At 41.8% G+C, this 16,812-nt stretch carries 9 protein-coding genes; 8 read left to right on the forward strand and 1 reads right to left on the reverse strand.

Annotation, left to right across the window (positions count from 1 at the left end; genetic code table 11):
- A partial coding sequence (locus tag B4H39_RS09500) for a hypothetical protein (protein WP_286927569.1) occupies positions 1-1,513 on the forward strand: 1,513 nt, incomplete at its 5' end.
- Positions 1,514-1,682: 169 nt separating this feature from the next.
- Here the strand turns inward: B4H39_RS09500 and B4H39_RS09505 are convergent.
- Complete coding sequence (locus B4H39_RS09505; RefSeq protein WP_286927570.1) at positions 1,683-4,661, reverse strand: polysaccharide lyase 8 family protein; 2,979 nt, start codon at positions 4,659-4,661, stop codon at positions 1,683-1,685.
- Positions 4,662-5,206: 545 nt separating this feature from the next.
- On the opposite strand from B4H39_RS09505, the gene secA reads away from it, so the two are divergent.
- From secA to B4H39_RS09540, 7 genes are all read left to right on the forward strand, one after another.
- Positions 5,207-7,594: a preprotein translocase subunit SecA gene (gene secA / locus B4H39_RS09510; protein ID WP_251423581.1), complete on the forward strand. Its 2,388-nt coding sequence runs from the start codon at positions 5,207-5,209 to the stop codon at positions 7,592-7,594.
- A gap of 20 nt (positions 7,595-7,614) precedes the next feature.
- Positions 7,615-8,829, forward strand: a complete 1,215-nt coding sequence (locus tag B4H39_RS09515; protein ID WP_251423578.1) for an accessory Sec system protein translocase subunit SecY2 — start codon at positions 7,615-7,617, stop codon at positions 8,827-8,829.
- Positions 8,830-8,849: 20 nt separating this feature from the next.
- A complete protein-coding gene (asp1, locus tag B4H39_RS09520; protein ID WP_251423575.1) occupies positions 8,850-10,367 on the forward strand; it encodes an accessory Sec system protein Asp1 in 1,518 nt (505 codons plus the stop codon).
- Complete coding sequence (asp2, locus tag B4H39_RS09525) at positions 10,360-11,952, forward strand: accessory Sec system protein Asp2 (RefSeq protein WP_251423572.1); 1,593 nt, start codon at positions 10,360-10,362, stop codon at positions 11,950-11,952. Before asp1 ends, asp2 begins: the two co-directional genes overlap by 8 nt.
- Positions 11,953-11,961: 9 nt before the next feature.
- On the forward strand, positions 11,962-12,780 hold the full coding sequence (gene asp3, locus B4H39_RS09530; protein ID WP_202230659.1) for an accessory Sec system protein Asp3: 819 nt from the start codon (positions 11,962-11,964) through the stop codon (positions 12,778-12,780).
- 183 nt (positions 12,781-12,963) lie between these two features.
- Entirely contained in the window at positions 12,964-13,173 is a 210-nt protein-coding gene (locus B4H39_RS09535) for a hypothetical protein (RefSeq protein WP_202230658.1), read from the forward strand.
- Between the two features lie 138 nt (positions 13,174-13,311).
- Positions 13,312-16,812 (forward strand): KxYKxGKxW signal peptide domain-containing protein (locus tag B4H39_RS09540; RefSeq protein WP_286927571.1); only part of this gene is annotated, 3,501 nt, incomplete at its 3' end.

A 16,812-nucleotide genomic window follows, 5' to 3' on the forward strand; every position in this document is an offset into this window, starting at 1 on the left:
AGATAATGCATTCGAAGTTGGTGGTCGTGTTCATGATTACTATAACCGTGACACGGAAAACAAGGACGTCTTTGTCGAAAACTATGGAGAAGAACCTATCATGGCTAGGATTCGTCTGTCTGAGTTTATGGAAATTCGAGGCAGAGGAGAAACAGAGTTTACACCTGTAGTGCCCAATACTGAGCGGGAAGCAATTGAAACTTGGACCACCTACATTCCAGAAGGAAACACGCTCACTACCCGTGTAGGGGACTCTGCTTATTTTAACCAATATGCCAACTTGACCTTTGGTTGGACTCGTGAAGGAGAATATGCACCTTGGTACTTGCCCACCTTCAACCATGTGGAGAACGACCTGATGACGGCTGCAGCAGGCCATGCACGGGACTATATCGCTGGAACTGGCGCTACAGATGGAAGCACAGATGGAGCCACTCATCCGGGTACGGGTGAGGATGCCTACTGGCAAGAAGGAGAGAGCTATACAAATGGTCAAGGCCCAACAAGTACAATCTGGCCCGGTGCCCTTGAAGGCGTTGAACGTACAACAGCGCAAAATTTAGCACAAGACCGTGCCCCACTTACACTTCAGCAATGGTCTGCTTTACCCAATGAGCATAAAATCGGCGACTTCTGGGTAATCGACCATGAGACAGGTTGGGCTTACTGGGCCAGTCAACTGCAGGAGGGAGAAACCAGTTCTTACCTACTTGATGCAGCGGTGATGACAGAGATAGCACATGATATTCGTGGTTCTTATTACTACGCTATCCATGTGGACAGTCAATTGATTACGCCAGACCGCGACTTTGAAAATGAGCCAGAAAGTGGAGAGGTAGAACGTCTGCTTCGTGGTATTCGTAATAATGCAGTGGATGATAACTTTGAAAATCCAGCTTATGATGAGGACAGTCATCCCGATGAGTTTAGATTCAGCGCCATGTATCCGGGACGTATCTTTACTATGGCTGGGGAGCAGTATCGCTATCTTGAGAATATGGAGGACGGAAATCATCTGATTATTAGGAATCATAGAATAACACATATCAGTGCAGCGGGTCAATCTATAGAGGGAGTAGTAGCAACATGGTACAGGGATCTCAGGCAAGAAACCCGAGATATTGTGGCTCCTGTTGCAACTGAGTTTGTCAGAGGTAATCATCAAGTTTTATTTAATCAGGCTGAGTGGGTAGATGGTATTAGCGGGTGGATACTTGACGGCGAACTAAGACCAGATGTTGCAGCAGATATAACTAAAGTAGTTTCAGGAGGGACGAAGCGGGCTTTTGGACTTTCTCTAGCAGATGTGCAACGTTTATCAGGGGAAGGAAAGGCTTTTCCGAATATGGCATCACGAAGAGCAGCTAATCCTGGGGTTCATCACCTTCGAACGCCGCATGTTGGTAATTCTATGGTAGCAATAGGACCAGATGGGGAATTAAGGAATTGGATAGCAAATGGTGAACGTCTAGGTAATGATGCTATCCGTCCCGCATTGATTATCCACCAATAAACAAACCAATAAAAATGAATACGAACAAGGAATCTCAAAAAGAAGCCTTGTCTTTATACCCTAAAAACCAATAAAAAGTCCTCGGCTTAGAGAAATTCACCACATAAAAAACAGCGTCTCCCATTTTTTCGTCTCCAAAATCAAAGAAAATATACCTCGAGGGTTTACCCTAATATGAACCTAAAACAATTTGTTTTGCCTGTCCTGCACTGCCTGAAAAATCAACGATAAAGCTGTGTGTAACCTCATCAAAGGATATGCCCTCACTCATGGAGAGAATGTTCTGGGAAGTTTGGGGCAGATGAATATGGACAGTTTCGTTGGATTGCGTGGGATCGGAGATGGTGTAGAGGATTTCTTTGGCTTTAGTTTGTTTCATAAAAGATATGGGCTTGTCACTCGTGATGCCAGCTATTGTCCCGCCTGAACTCTCCCAAAAGTTAATCCCTAAATATCCTACTTTGTCCATCTGTACTGCTTGGATGCTGGCAGTATTGGAGAGGATTTTTAAATCCTTGTTTTTATTGTAATTTTTCAGAATATCCGGCGTTGCGCCAGGGAAAATGACATAGGCATAGCTGGCATTTATGGGATTTTTTCCGTGGTTGATTATGAATTTCCAGTAGTCTCCTGTATAAGTGGTATCACTGGGGAAAGCGGTGTTGATGGCAGCGTAGGTTCCTGTGCGCTTTTCAGACTGCAGCCTTATCTCCTGCGCAGTTGGGAAAATGTAGCCGATAGAGACCTTTTGCTGATTGGACTGTAGCAGGAGCCAGTCCATTTTTTCTTTTTCAGAACGTGTATTTATGAGTCCTGTACTGGACAGCAATTGATAGTGATAAGTAGTGTTGAGCAAGCGATTATCAACAATGGTTTCGATATCAGCTGTAGTATCGCCACTAATGCCTGCACCTAGAGCGATAGTCTGGTTATCCAAAATAAACCATGATTTTTTTGCGCGGAGATTCATGGGGAGAAGGATACCGTTATTTTTTGTGCCCTCTTTGTTGAGGGACATGCCCATGACTGCCTGATTTTCTGAGGCTACTCCGCCGACCCAAGTTTCAAGTGAGGTTATGGTGGTAAAGTAAGAAGCTTCATCCTGCAAGGCTACAGTATCAACCGTAGTCCCAGGAAGGCGATAGGGATCAACTGTAGGCCAATAACTGCTTCCAAACTGTACACCGTCATTGTTGTAGAGATAGAGCATACCATCCCCAGTATGCCAACCGTGCTTATTTTCACCATTTCCTGCTTCAAAGGAATAAATGCGATTGGAGTAGAGACTTAAGTTTAGCAGATAATTGGGAGTGCTTTGAACAAAACGATCCATTGAGGAAAAATTTTTTGTGCCAATAAAGGGAGGCTTCTGTCCAGAAATGGTATTATCTGCCAGTAAAGAAAGAACCAACTGTAGGCTATTATAGTTTCTCGGATTGTTCAAATAATAATCTGGGTTTTCTTGTATCCAATATTTGACAGCTTCTTGCAACTTCTTTTGGACATCTACTGGAGCCAGAGCAGCTACAGTGAGCAAGTTATACATAGTGCTACAGCCCATCTGATCGTCCTTGGGAGCACGGGATATGGAACGGCCGTTGACACTTGGTAACATTGTTCCTTGATAAATTAAGGGGAGGAATGAGGACTCGACAATATTGACAAAGTTGGAAACAGACTGGTTGTCCATCTCAAAGGGGGAGCCTTGGGTTAGCGCTAAGATTTGCCCGATGCCATTGATGAGGACATTGCCATAGGCGCCTGTATAAGGAATCTTGTTATGCTGAATGAAGGAGCCGTCGGAATAAAAGCCATCACCTTGACTCACCAGTTGAAAAACTTCTTTAATGCTATTTGAAGCACATTCTATCTTGTTTTCATCCTTTTGTAAGATGCCTAAACCTAGTACAGATAAGGCTAAGTCAGTTCGGTTTGCGCCTGTAGTTGAAAAGTTGGGGACAAAAGACAGATCAACAAATATCTCTTGTGGCTTTGTGTAGAGCTGCTGATAGGGGTTGGGAACATAGGCAGAGAGGGCTTGGGTGTAACGCTGTAGAGACTCCTCTGATATCTTATCCCCAAGAATCATCAAACTCCCAATAAATTTCTGGGGAATGCCGATCTGCCAATCCCACCAGTTGCCATAATATTTATTGCCATCATAACCTTTCTGACTAACAATAAAATCAAAACCAGATTGGATTGCGGCTAAAAGTTTCGGATCTTGAAAGTAGTCTGTTCCTTGGGTACCATAAGCTTTGGATAAGTAATAAAGGTTAGTAACCTCCCGCGTGAGATGTGCAGAAGCACTTTCTCCAGGTTGTAAAGACCAAAGAGAGGTGCGCTGAGGATTAAGGGACATGCTTTGGTAAAGTACTTTGGCATTATCAGAGAGAGATTTTACGTACTTGACAAGGGCAGGTATATTGGGATTATAATTTTCCGTGACCAGTTGCTCTTTCCATTTGTTCCGCAGTTTTACAAATTCATGTGGATCGACGTCGACAGAGATACTTCCAATATCTCCACTCTTAATGGATAAGACAGTCAGCTGACTGGGGGGATTAAAAAATCCTAAGCCAATGTAGCCTTTCCAGTCCCCAGCAATAGTAGAACCCTCTCTGTAACTTACATGAGGCTCATCATAAATTAATTTCTCATTCAGATAGGCTTGGATACTGCTGCCTTGGTAGCGCAGTAATAACTTATAAGTCTGCTCAGAAGTCAAGTTTGGTCCTTTAATATCAATCGTTTGTTTAGGGGTAGACTGGCTTAATTGCCAGTTTCCGTTACCGAGATAAACAAAAGCTTGGTAATTTTTAGGACTGCTTTCTGAAGCTCTAAAAATTAGCCCGAAATTCTTTTGCCCCTTGTAAGCAAAGGTGACTTGTAAATCACCAGAACTTCGCTCACCTGCTCCTGTAATGAGGGAAACATTTTCATAATGTTCTCCTTCTTTTTGGTTGCTCATCACAAACTGTCCATGGCTAATGCTTCTGTCCGCTTGACCGATAAGGTTTTTCCAGGTTCCCAAATGATTGCAAAAATCAGAATGATAGGTCTCCGCCAAAGTGTGAGGGGTGACTATAAAATTAAGGAACAGAAGTGTAAGTAAGGTTGCTGTAAAATAAAGCAATCTTTTTTTCATGTGGTTTCTCCTTCTAATTGTTCTGTTTTTCCCAGATGAGATTCGACAAGATAAGTATATAGTTTGATAGAGATTTGTCAATATAGGGCTCGGAGATGTGAAGGGTAGTTTTGTGTTGGAAAGCGTATCATCACAGATATTTTAAGAGGATTATCTAGGTTCAGTGCGAGAGTCCTAGAAGTTGCTGCATCTTGACTTGGAGCAAGATTTGTCTAAACCTAGGATTTTCTTTGCCGCGACCATTAAGTTTTCTTATGACAGATTGATGTATTTTTGGTTTATAATATTTTGTATATTAACACTTTATGTATAAAGGATTACATTTAATTGAAATTGTGTTATAGTTAATAGATGTGAATAATATGAAAATGGGGTGAGAGCATCTAATCATCTTTCCCTAGAATTATTAATGAGATGAGATTTTATAGAAAACTTTTAGAACAAGAACACACAGTTATCTAAGAGAAATGCTCATTCTTGGGAAGAAAAATCAGAAATACACTTGATTTTGTTTTCCTCTGAATTAGAAAGGAATACATATAACCATGGCTGAGTTTAAAGGTTTTAAGCAAAGAAAATATATTAAAATTCTTCGGACGATTAAGGGTTTAGCCCCAAAATATCAAAGCATGACAGACGAGGAACTAAGGGCACAGACGGAGAAGTTCAGGCAGCGTCTTCAAAAAGGGGAAACGCTTGCCCAAATTTTGCCAGAAGCTTATGCAACTGCTATTGAGGCAGACCGCCGTATCTTGGGAATGGCGCCCTATGATGTGCAGGTGCTCGGAGCGATTGTTCTTTTTCACGGCAATGTAGCTGAGATGAAGACAGGTGAAGGCAAGACATTGACTGCTACAATGGCTCTGTATCTTATGGGTTTAACCGGTCCAGGAAATTTTTTGGTCACTGCGAATGAATATCTAGCTTGGCGCGATGCTGAAGAAGTAGGCAAAGTTTACCGCTGGCTCGGACTTTCTGTAGCCGTTGGTGTACAGCGCAATGCGTACGATAAGGAAGTGGATCGTAGTGCGGTGTACAAGTCTGATATCGTCTACACGACACACTCTGGATTGGGCTTTGACTATCTTTTAGATAATTTGGCAACAGAAGTGGAAAAACAGTACTTGCAAGGCTTTAATTTTGTAGTCATTGATGAGCTGGATGCCATACTCTTGGATATGGCTCAAATTCCATTAATCATTTCTGGAGCACCGACTTTACAATTCAACCTTTATCATTTGGCGGATAAGTTTGTCAAAAGCTTAACTGAAGAGGTAGACTATGAAATTTCAGAGGACAAGCAGCAAGTTTGGTTTACAGAGGAAGGAATTGCACATGCCAGCCGTTACTTTGGGCTTCCAGAAATTTTGTCAGAAGAAAATCAGGTGCATTACAGGCATTTAGTTTTAGCCTTGAAGGCAAACTATGTTCAGGAAGTTGGCCGTCATTATGTGGTTGAAGAAGATGAAATCTTTCTCCTCGATGAGATGAATGGCCGCAAGATGGTCGGAACCAAGCTTCAAGGCGGAATGCACCAAGCTATCGAGGCCAAAGAGGAAGTGACGATTACTCTGGAAACCAAATCCATGGGCTCCATCACCTATCAGAACTTGTTTAAAATGTTTCGCGTGCTCTCAGGGATGACGGGGACTGCCTATACAGATGTAGTAGAAATTCGTGACACATACGATATTGACGTCGTGCCGATCCCGACGCACCGACCGATTAAGCGTAAGGATCATAAGAGTATCATTTATTTGAGTAACAAAGCTAAGATGCTAAGTTCGCTGGAATTGGTCAAGAAAGCCGTGGCAGCAGAACGTCCTGTCCTAATCGCAACGGGCTCGGTCACTAAATCTCGGCTTTATTCGCTCATACTTCTGAATAACCGTATTCCCCATTCCTTACTTAATGCTACTACGGCGACAGCAGCTAAGGAAAAAAGAATTGTTCATCAGGCAGGACAGCGTGGTGCTGTGACTGTAGCTACAGCTATGGCTGGCCGGGGGACCGATATTAAGTTGGATGATTTTAGCCGGGAAAATGGCGGACTTATGGTTGTGGGTACCGAGAGCATGACTAGTGATCGCATCGATAATCAGTTAAGAGGTCGAGCTGGACGTCAAGGAGAGCCCGGCGATTCGTATTTTTATACTTCTCTCGAAGATAAAGTCGTCGTTGAAAGTTCCCCTGAGTGGGTACGAAAATTCCGTAAAAACTTGGAAAATAAACCAGACGATGAAGTTGCAACGCAAGAAGGATTGTTAAACAAGAAAAAGTTTCAGCGCCTCATCGAAAAGTCTCAGAAGAACAAGAAAAATCAAGATGTGAACAGCAGAAAAACAACGCTGGAGTTTGACGATGTCATTAGTGTCCTCCGCGAACGCGTCTATGCGACACGCAACAAGGTGCTGATAGGTACACCAACGTATTTTAGGGAAGTCATATTAAAGAGCTATAAACATACCACAGAGAATTTTGTAGCGGAAAGGAAAAACCGAAATGTCTTTGAATTTTCGGATTTTATTCTTAATAATTTAGACTATGGTTTTGACCAATCTAGGTTAGATGGATTTGACAAGATGAGTGTAAAGGCACTCCGCAAGCTGTTGGACGACATCATCACCGAAAAAGATCAGCAGCTTCTAGAAAATTTCCCGCATATAGATCAAGGCTACATGTATCAGCGCTTCATCATTCTTAAATCCTTAGACCAACTCTGGATAGATTTGGCAGATGCTTTGGTGCAGTTAAAAACAGTCGTTCAAAGTAGGACTTTTGGACAACAGCGCCCTTTGCATGAGTTTGAAAAAGAAGCCAATCGCTATTTCACAGAATGTATGGAGCGTCTCTGGATTGATATTACACGTAACATGCTTTTGTCAGAGCTCTTTATCAATCGAGATGGCTCTGTGGATATTGAACTGCCGTAAATGAGATAAGAGAGTAGAAAATGAAAGAATATTCAGGCGCAATCAAGCGCTTTTCAGTAACACTTTTAATCCTGTCCATCGTTCAGCTAGGGAACCATCTGAACCTGCCGGGTACCACGCCACAGGTTGCTAACAATGATGGCATAATGAATTTTTTTGCCAGTATTTCCGCAGGGAAGTCAGGAGAATTGACCCTTTTTTCTCTTGGTCTCAGCCCTTACATGATATCTTTTATTGTTTGGAATCTCTTCAGTTTGTTGGAGGTTGATGCGATTAAGAGTCTTTCACAAAAGCAGTCTGGTTTGATTGTCCGCGCAATTACTTTGCTTTTTGCTATTTTGCAGGCATGGGCGACCTTGCGGAGCTTCGAGGGGAATATCCTTTACGCTCATTTTCCTAGTTTTTCGCAGAGCCAAGTTGACTTCTTTTTCCTGCTTTTGCTGACTTCTGGCGGTATGGTGATTGCCTATATTGCTGATCTCAATAAAGACAAGGGTGTGGGCAAGCAGATGATTCTTATTTTTCCTGGATTATTGGCCAACATGCCGCGAATGTTATTGACAGGTGGGCAAGACAGTGCTTTATTCAGTAGTGTTTGGGGACTCGTTTTCATTGGTGGAGCAACAGTGGTTATGGTTTATGTAACTTCTATTTTAGCCCGGAGTGAGTACCGGATTCCTGTTCAACAAACTGCCATGACAGTTGCCTTTAAATCTTCATATATTCCGATTAAGGTTTTGACTTCAGGAGCATTTCCTTTTATGTTTGGTATTACCCTTTTTTCAATGCCACAGGTGATGCTGTTTTTACCCGCCTTTCAAAACAATAATTTGATGGCCTATATAGTCACTACCTTTTTCTCCTACAGTACAGTGCAAGGTATCCTCACCTTTGGTTTGATTTTGGGACTTCTGGGCTTTGGTTTTTCCCATATGAATATACGGTCTTTTGATATTGCTAAGGGGCTTAGAGGATCGGGAGATTACATTTTTGATGTAAGACCCGGTCGTGATACGGAAAAGTATATTCGGCAAAAACTTAACCGGATTATTTTCCTTAATAACAGCTTTATCTTACTGGTTTCTTTAACACCGTTATTGGTAGGACTTTGGTATCAACCAGCTACTGTTTTGAGCTTTTATTTTTCCTCTTTAGTTATGATGGTTTATTTTGTTCACACCATGCATGAGGATATTCGCTTTGTTTTGGCGAAACGACATTATGTCATCTTTTGATGGCAGGAAAGGACAACTTTATGATTTATTTGTTAGCGGAGTGGCAGGATCAGACTGATTTGGGTTCAGATCGAATTTACAATCTTGCGCAGTTTTTTACTAAGGCTGATATGGAATGCACGGTTTTGCTTCCCAAACATCTTCCTTTTTTGCGTTATCATCTCAACGCTCAGGCTTTCAAGATTAAAAACATTATCCGATTATTTGACCATTTGCAAGGCATTGAGGTTCAAGCTGGTCATCCGCTAGCCTTAGAAGATTTAGTTTTTCCTGCGGATGTAGAGAAAGTTTATACTCCTTCAAAGGTATTGCTCTTGAAAGAAGGCCAGACTGTTGGGCAGGTGGTTTATAATGCCTATGGATTTATGGATTTTATTGACTGGCGGACTGAGGACGGTTTTCAACGAGAAATATTTGACGATCGTGGCTTTGTAAGCTGCATTCATTTTTTTAACCAAAATCGACTTCTGGTAAAGTCGGAGTACTTCAATGAGAAGGGGCAGAAAACACTGCTTCAAGAAAAGGGACGACTTTCCATTTTGTTGGAGGAACATGCTTATCTCTCCCAAAAAACTTATACTTCCTTGGAAGATGCACTTGAAGCCTTGACTATAGGCGTGCTAGAAAATTTTGGAAGATATGAAAAGTCGGTCTTGGTTGACTCAAGTCAAAAAAGTATGTCTGCTATCCCAAGCTTCTGGAATCAGATACATATTCTTTCAGGAGATATGGAGAAGCCTCTTGACTCAGAACACTGGGTTCGCGATTCTGCTGTTTTTCAGATGGACACAAAGCAGACTGTGCCTTACATTCCTGTTTTTCTTCCTCAACTCAACTTGGGTCGCTCTGATACGATGCCCATCATGAAAGTTTTTGCAAGTTTTGCAGACCTGAATGGAGAGGCAGAGAAAAATTTAATTTTCTTGATTGAAGAGGCTATTTCAGATGAGGACTATGGTTTAATTGTCGAACTGGAAGATGTGGAAGATCGCAGACGTATGTATTTTCTGCAAAAGCTTCTCATCAATACGCACTTTGGTGTTGACTCTGATTCAGAAGAATATGAGAAAGTTCATGAATACGTCATAGCGCAAAAGGAGAAGAGGGTTTTTAAACATCTGGAAGATGCTATCGAAGAGCTCAAAAACTCACCGCAATGGTTGAACTATGTAGGTGCTGTCAATGCTCAGCTCAGAATTGAGCAGGTGAGTCCTCTTGATTTACTTAAGACGGAGGATGTTTTTGATATTGCTCGTGTTTACGTTGACCTTTCTAAAAAGTACGATATACAACGTCATGTAAAGGCAGTCAGTGCAGGTATCCCAATTTTGACACGGCACCAGAGCGACTTCTTGCGCGAGAGAGAAAACGGCTGGACAATATCAAGTTCGGATGATTTGAAAGAAGCGTTGGTCTACTACATGGGAACGTTAAGAAATTGGAACAAGTCTTTAGTGACGAGTATCGACATCATTGAACAGCACGAGCCGCATTTGATTAAAGCAAAATGGTTGGAGGTTTTTAAACAGCATGGCTAAAAAAAGTAAGATTATCCAAATTGGGGGACAGACCCTGACTTTTTCAGAAGCTATAAAAGAAAAATTCCATGTGATTTATTTACCGGGAAACTATGACTTGATGGCTGATGAAGCAGGGGAGAGATTTTTTGTAGAGGGGGAATTTAACCCCAAGCACAACCGCTCCCTCTTTATATTAGGGGCGGATGCCTTGCTTTTGCGCTCCTTTCCCTTGCAGCTGGCTCAGTTCCCGGCCTATCAGATTTTCTATGATGCAGAAGCGGAGATTAGTCCCCATCAAGAACAAATTTTGGAACAGAAGTTTGCGCATCCCTACCGGACAAAAGAAGACAGCTTGGAAAGCCTTCGGGAAAAAGTATGGGATTTATCCATCGGACAAATGGGATACAAGGTCAAACCTGAAATGGTGGCTGTATCTGAAGGTTTTAAGGGGCAGTCCACTAAGTTTGGAAACAGTTATATGCAGCTGATGGGGGAATTTACACCCGAATTTTCAGAAATTTTGCACTGGCGCAGGCACAGCGTAGATTTTGGAGCAGGAGACAAACTTGCTTTCTATCCAGAAGACACCGTCGTTAAAGGTGACTTGGAGCTGGAATATCGAATCTATGTTCTTGAAAAAAATCACTATAACATTATCAAGGTCATCAAGGGGAGTCCTCAGCAGTTTAGAAATCAAGAAATCATTGTTCATAATGATACTGAACATACAGTATATACCAGTATAGGGCTTTATGCTAAGGGGGGACAGGGAGAAATACAGGTTGGTAATATTCATTTCCGAAAATATCTCAACGACAAGTCCGTGATGTTTTCAGGCGCCACAACTTTAATTGACAGACAGGTTAGAAATGAAGAAGTCAACTGTTATTTTCATCCCGGGGATATGAAGCCTCCTTTGTCGGTTTATTTCTCGGGTTATCGCTCAGCCGAAGGGATGGAAGGACGTGGCATGATGGCCAATATGGGAGGTCCGTTTATTCTGCTTGGAGATCCTCGACTTGAGGGAGGAAATTTTTACCTTGGAAGTTCAGAGTTTGAAGCGCAGATTTCTCAGTTTATTCAAGATAAGCTAGAGTGGTTGGGTTTTAGCAATCAAGACTTGATTTTATCAGGACTTTCCATGGGGACTTTTGGAGCGCTTTATTATGCGGCGGATTTGTCGCCGGCGGCGGTTATTGTGGGTAAACCCTTGGCTAATATTGGCACGATAGCGCTCAATGAACGTATTAATCGACCTGAAATGTGGGGCACGTCATTGGACATGGTTCTTCATCATGGTGGCAGCTCAACAACTGCCAATGCGGAGAGCTTGGACCAAAAATTCTGGGATAAGTTTTCAAAAGGCAATTATGACTCGACGACCTTTGCCTTGGCTTATATGAAGCAGGATGACTATGACCATAAGGCCTTTTCGATGCTGGTTGAAAAACTCAAAAGCACGAATTCTAAAGCCACCTTACTCTATAAGGGATTTATCGGCCGTCACAATGACAACTCTCCCGGCATCAACAGTTGGTTTATCAAACAATACCGTAACGTCTTGCTCAATAAATATGGGCGTGATATTGACTTTAGATTATAAGGAGTTCTTATGGCAGATACTGCACTTATCAAATGGGGGAAACGTTTCAATCAGGCTTACAATTATGGTTCAGAAATCACGCTAGAATCTCATCAAGTGACTTTTTCATCACCCATGATGCCCGTGGGTACGACTATCAAGGCTTGGCATTCCAAGGGGAGCTATGGGGAAGACCGTGCTGCTCCACTCTTGCCGCTGCTGAAGCCGGGTAAAACTTATGAAGTAATCTTCTTTATCCAAGAAAATCCGAAAAATCAATTTCGCGTAAACATCGATTTTCGTGACCAGTTTGGTCAAATTACTGCAACACAGTATTTTGAAGAACTACATTTTACCTTTCAGTATCCACATAACGCTGCCCACTATAGTATTAATCTCAATAATATCAAGCATGAAAAGCTGGTTTTTTATGACATTATATTGATGGAAAAAGTAGAAAATGACAGTGTTGAGGTGGAAAGAGGAGAAGGTTTAACATTTATAAAATGTCAAACTCCAAGTGAAAAGTTTCAGCTGCGTGTTCATAGCTCCGACCGGGAAAGTATCATGGTTTCGGATAATACCGCCAACCTGCTCCTTTTTGTGAGCCAAAAAACGGATTTTCAGGCGGTGCTCTCAGCCATCATTGATAAACTTGAAACACAGGATGGACTTATTGAAATTAAGACTGGAGTAGATTTTGCAAAATTCAGTATAGAATTTCAGTCCTTGCCTGAAATATTACATACATATTTTCCAGACAAGAAGATTCAAACAGATATCAAAAATACAACAGATTTACTTACAGCCTATGAAATTCAAATGCTTCTTTTAGCTTTACAAAAATAGAAGAACAAGAGGCGAAACTAATACACTGAAAAAACTTGCTTTTCGTTATCTAAATGTAACCTTTGTGTGATATAATGTATTTAATATTACTTTTAAACATCTAATATTAATTTAAGTGTAACATTAAAAGCGCATAGGTATGAAAAAATGCCAGGTTTGTAAAGCTAAAAGAGGTGCTACAAAATGCCAAAAATTTCGGAAGAACAGCAGGAAACATCTTTGAAAGAGATGACACAACTGCAGGTAGAAATTGAACAATTGTTTCAAGCAGAATCAGACCGTATCATTAACGATATCGAAGAGGATGCCAGTAACAAAAAGTTGATAGCGACACTTATTGCTGTGAGTCTTGCAATAGCCATGATTATTCCACTTATCATGAGATTGTTTTGACTCCAGATGATGATGATGATTTTTATTTGGGAACTGCAGCACATGTTGAAAGCCATCTGAATAAAATCAAGCCCTTTCTGGGAATTGATAAGGAGTAATAATTGCCCAAATAATGAAAGTGAAAAGGTAAAAATGACTATGAGGAAAAAACAAAGAAGTAAAAGAGAAAATTTAAAACTGAAAACCTCGGAGCCAAAGCTGCGCTATCGCATGTACAAGTCGAAGAAACGTTGGTTGTATGCAACGATTTCGAGTATTAGTATTTTGGGAGGCGGAGCTGCGGGGACAGATCTGACTGCACTTGCTTCGGTGAAAGACACTAATGCTTCAAAAACGAACTTCAAATTGCCCGCCTTAAAGGCTCTGGAAAGTGATGAGAGGGGCAAGGCTAACTCTGTTGCTGTAGACCCTGACAGCAACCGCCCAGATTTTGAAAACATCTTGACTGACAATGCGAATAATATTAAATCACCAACGTCAGTTAATGTTGCTACGCCTGATCAAGTAATCAATGATGCACAATATAAGGCACAAGCACAGGCTGATGGCACTTATGCCGCTGTATCAACATTTGCAGAGCTTGTTTCTGCATGGAATAATCAGACTATACGCTATATTGATATCCAAAATAATATTGAATCGGTTGATGGTTCGAATTTTCAGCTACGTAATGAAGGTAATGATGTAATAATTCAAGGGAATAATCATACATTGAACCTTCACCAAAAAAGTTTTGGACTATCTAATGTGACAAGTAAAGCAACAACGATTACGTTTACCAATATGAAAGTTATTCAAGGCTTTCCTTATGGTGAGGCTGAACGTGGCTTGCTTGATGGAGGTGCGAGTCAATGGGGGGCTAATGGTCCACTTTTGACTGCGAATATAAATAATGTCAGCATCTCTAACGAAAGCGACACTGACTCTAGCAAAGTTGCTATACACGCGGTCAACGTCAATTACGGCAAGGCAGTTTTCTCAGGTAGCAATGTCTTCCGCATGAATCATGAGATTACGCGTGGTATCACCAAGATTGAGGTTGCCAACGGAGCGTCGCTTGATTATTTCCGGCCTGATGTAAATGCTGACGGTGATGATTCCGTCTTTTGGTTTGATAATTATAATAGTAATCCTAATTCCCCTGGATATGGTAATACTATCACAATGGGGGATGGCTCTAGCTTTGATGCTAAAGCAGAAGTGGGGATTAATATTAACTATCCAGCATTTTATAATTATACTAATGGTATTATTGCAGGTGACAACGTTTCTTGGACTCAAGATGGCTGGCAGCGTTTTATGCATGGAGGTGAGGGAGCAGCGGCAGATGCTAAATGGGTTTTTGGACAGAATTTTCGTTTAAGCATTCCTAGAGCTACACAATCCTTCAGTGCTGCTTATATCAATCGAAACCAAAGTGTTTCATTCGCGGCAAACGCTGTGATTGAAGTCAATCAATGGAATGCAGGTGCACTTATTAATGTTAATTCGGCGTCTGCAAAAGTAGAGTTTACCTCACCTAAAGCCTTGAATTTTGCAATTAAAAATTCTACTGGTGAAAATGCTGCTGGGCGTCTCATCCAAGGTGCTGGTGCGTTTACACTTAATAATTCTTCTGTTAGTAGTTGGAAGGGAGTGAATGCTTCACCAAATACTCCGGATGCTACAGGAACTGTTGGACAATTAACTTATAAAAATGGTGTAACCACAGTAACAGATGGAACAGCAGATTCTAGTATTTTAACTAGCAACACACGTGAGCTTCAAACCAATGCTCTTTCTGTGGGTGAAATCAAATTAAATTATGTGGATCAACGTGGGAAGACAGTGGGTTCAACCACAATTCCTGTTTCAAATGATTTAAACTATATCGGACAGACCATCAACTTGGTTAATAAGAAGTATGCGATTGATAACATGCCAGCCGGTTATAAGTGGGCTATTGGTGCGAATGATGAAACAACACAAATTTCTAAGGATGTTCCAACAGGAACCGAGGGACAACCAAGTGGTGATGGAACTTCTACAGTCGATAATGGTGATCAGTGGGGACAGGCAAACTATGCAGTAGTTCCTCAAGAAGGGACTACCAACGAGTATAATGTTTATGTTTATGGTGATGCTAATCCAAATGTAAGCTACACCTACATTGATGTCATCTCTGGTTTACCTGTATCATCATCTTCAAATCAAGTAGGGAGCGAGATAGCTGGGTCAGCTAATGTTCCGGCTAACGTGGGCAATACCATCGATTGGACGTCAGAGCTTTATACGAAGACTAACGTCCCAGAAGGTTATACTTATCTGGAAGACGGGAATTCATTCTTGCCTGAAGGGGTAACGCAACCAACTACAACAGAAATCACAGACACGACAACAGAACACAATAAAGTGATTTACGTGTTCAGCCCAGAAGGTTCAGAATCCATGAGCGTGTCCGCTTCACAGTCGGAATCCTCCTCTGCATCGGGGTCTTTGTCAGCATCTGAGTCAGCCCTAGTTTCACAATCTGAAAGTGGTTCAGAGTCAGTGTCAGTATCAAGCTCAGAGTCCTTGTCGGCTTCACTTTCGGCATCTTATTCAAGCTCAGGTTCTCTTTCCACATCTGAATCCGCTTCTCTTTCAATATCCGAATCCCAATCGGTATCGCAGTCCGAATCGCAATCTGTTTCTGCATCAGTTTCTGAATCACAATCTGTCTCCGCTTCAATTTCGACATCCGTTTCTCAATCTGAATCAACATCAATAATTGCATCAACAAGCGACTCGCTAGACAAATCCGAATCACTCTCAATCGTTATCTCCGAATCTGAGTCCGCATCGTCATCCGAGTCAGCCATGGTTTCAGAGTCTGCTTCTGAGTCAGCATCAACATCAGCTGAGCTTTCAGAATCAAGTTCAGTTTCTGCTTCAATTTCTGCTTCCCTTTCCGATTCAGAATCAAGCTCAGTGGAACTTTCTGAATCAGAGTCAGCTTCTACATCAGTGGAGGTTTCCGAATCAGAATCCGCATCAACATCAGCTGAGCTTTCAGAATCAAGTTCAGTTTCTGATTCAGAATCAAGCTCAGTGGAACTTTCTGAATCAGAATCTGCTTCTACATCAGTGGAAGTCTCCGAATCTGAATCCTCATCCGAATCAAGTTCAGTATCCGCTTCAATTTCTGCCTCCCTTTCCGATTCGGAATCAAGCTCAGTGGAACTCTCTGAATCAGAGTCAGCTTCTACATCAGTGGAGCTCTCCGAATCTAACTCATCATCAGAGTCAAGTTCAGTTTCTGCCTCGATTTCAGCCTCCCTTTCCGATTCGGAATCAAGCTCAGTGGAACTTTCTGAATCAGAATCAGCCTCTGCATCAATGGAAGTCTCTGAATCCGAGTCCGCATCGACATCGGTAGAGCTCTCCGAATCTGAGTCTGCATCAACTTCGGTAGAAGTCTCCGAATCTGAATCATCATCAGAGTCAAGCTCAGTCTCTGCATCGATTTCCGCTTCACTTTCCGAGTCCGAATCAAATTCAGTGGAAGTCTCTGAATCCGAATCAGCATCGACATCGGTGGAATTCTCAGAATCCGAATCGGCATCTACATCAGTAGAGCTCTCCGAATCAGAGTCCGCATCAACTTCGGTAGAAGTATCC

The sequence above is a fragment of the Lactococcus sp. UBA7128 genome, assembly GCF_002492185.1.
GTDB lineage: Bacteria > Bacillota > Bacilli > Lactobacillales > Streptococcaceae > Lactococcus > Lactococcus muris.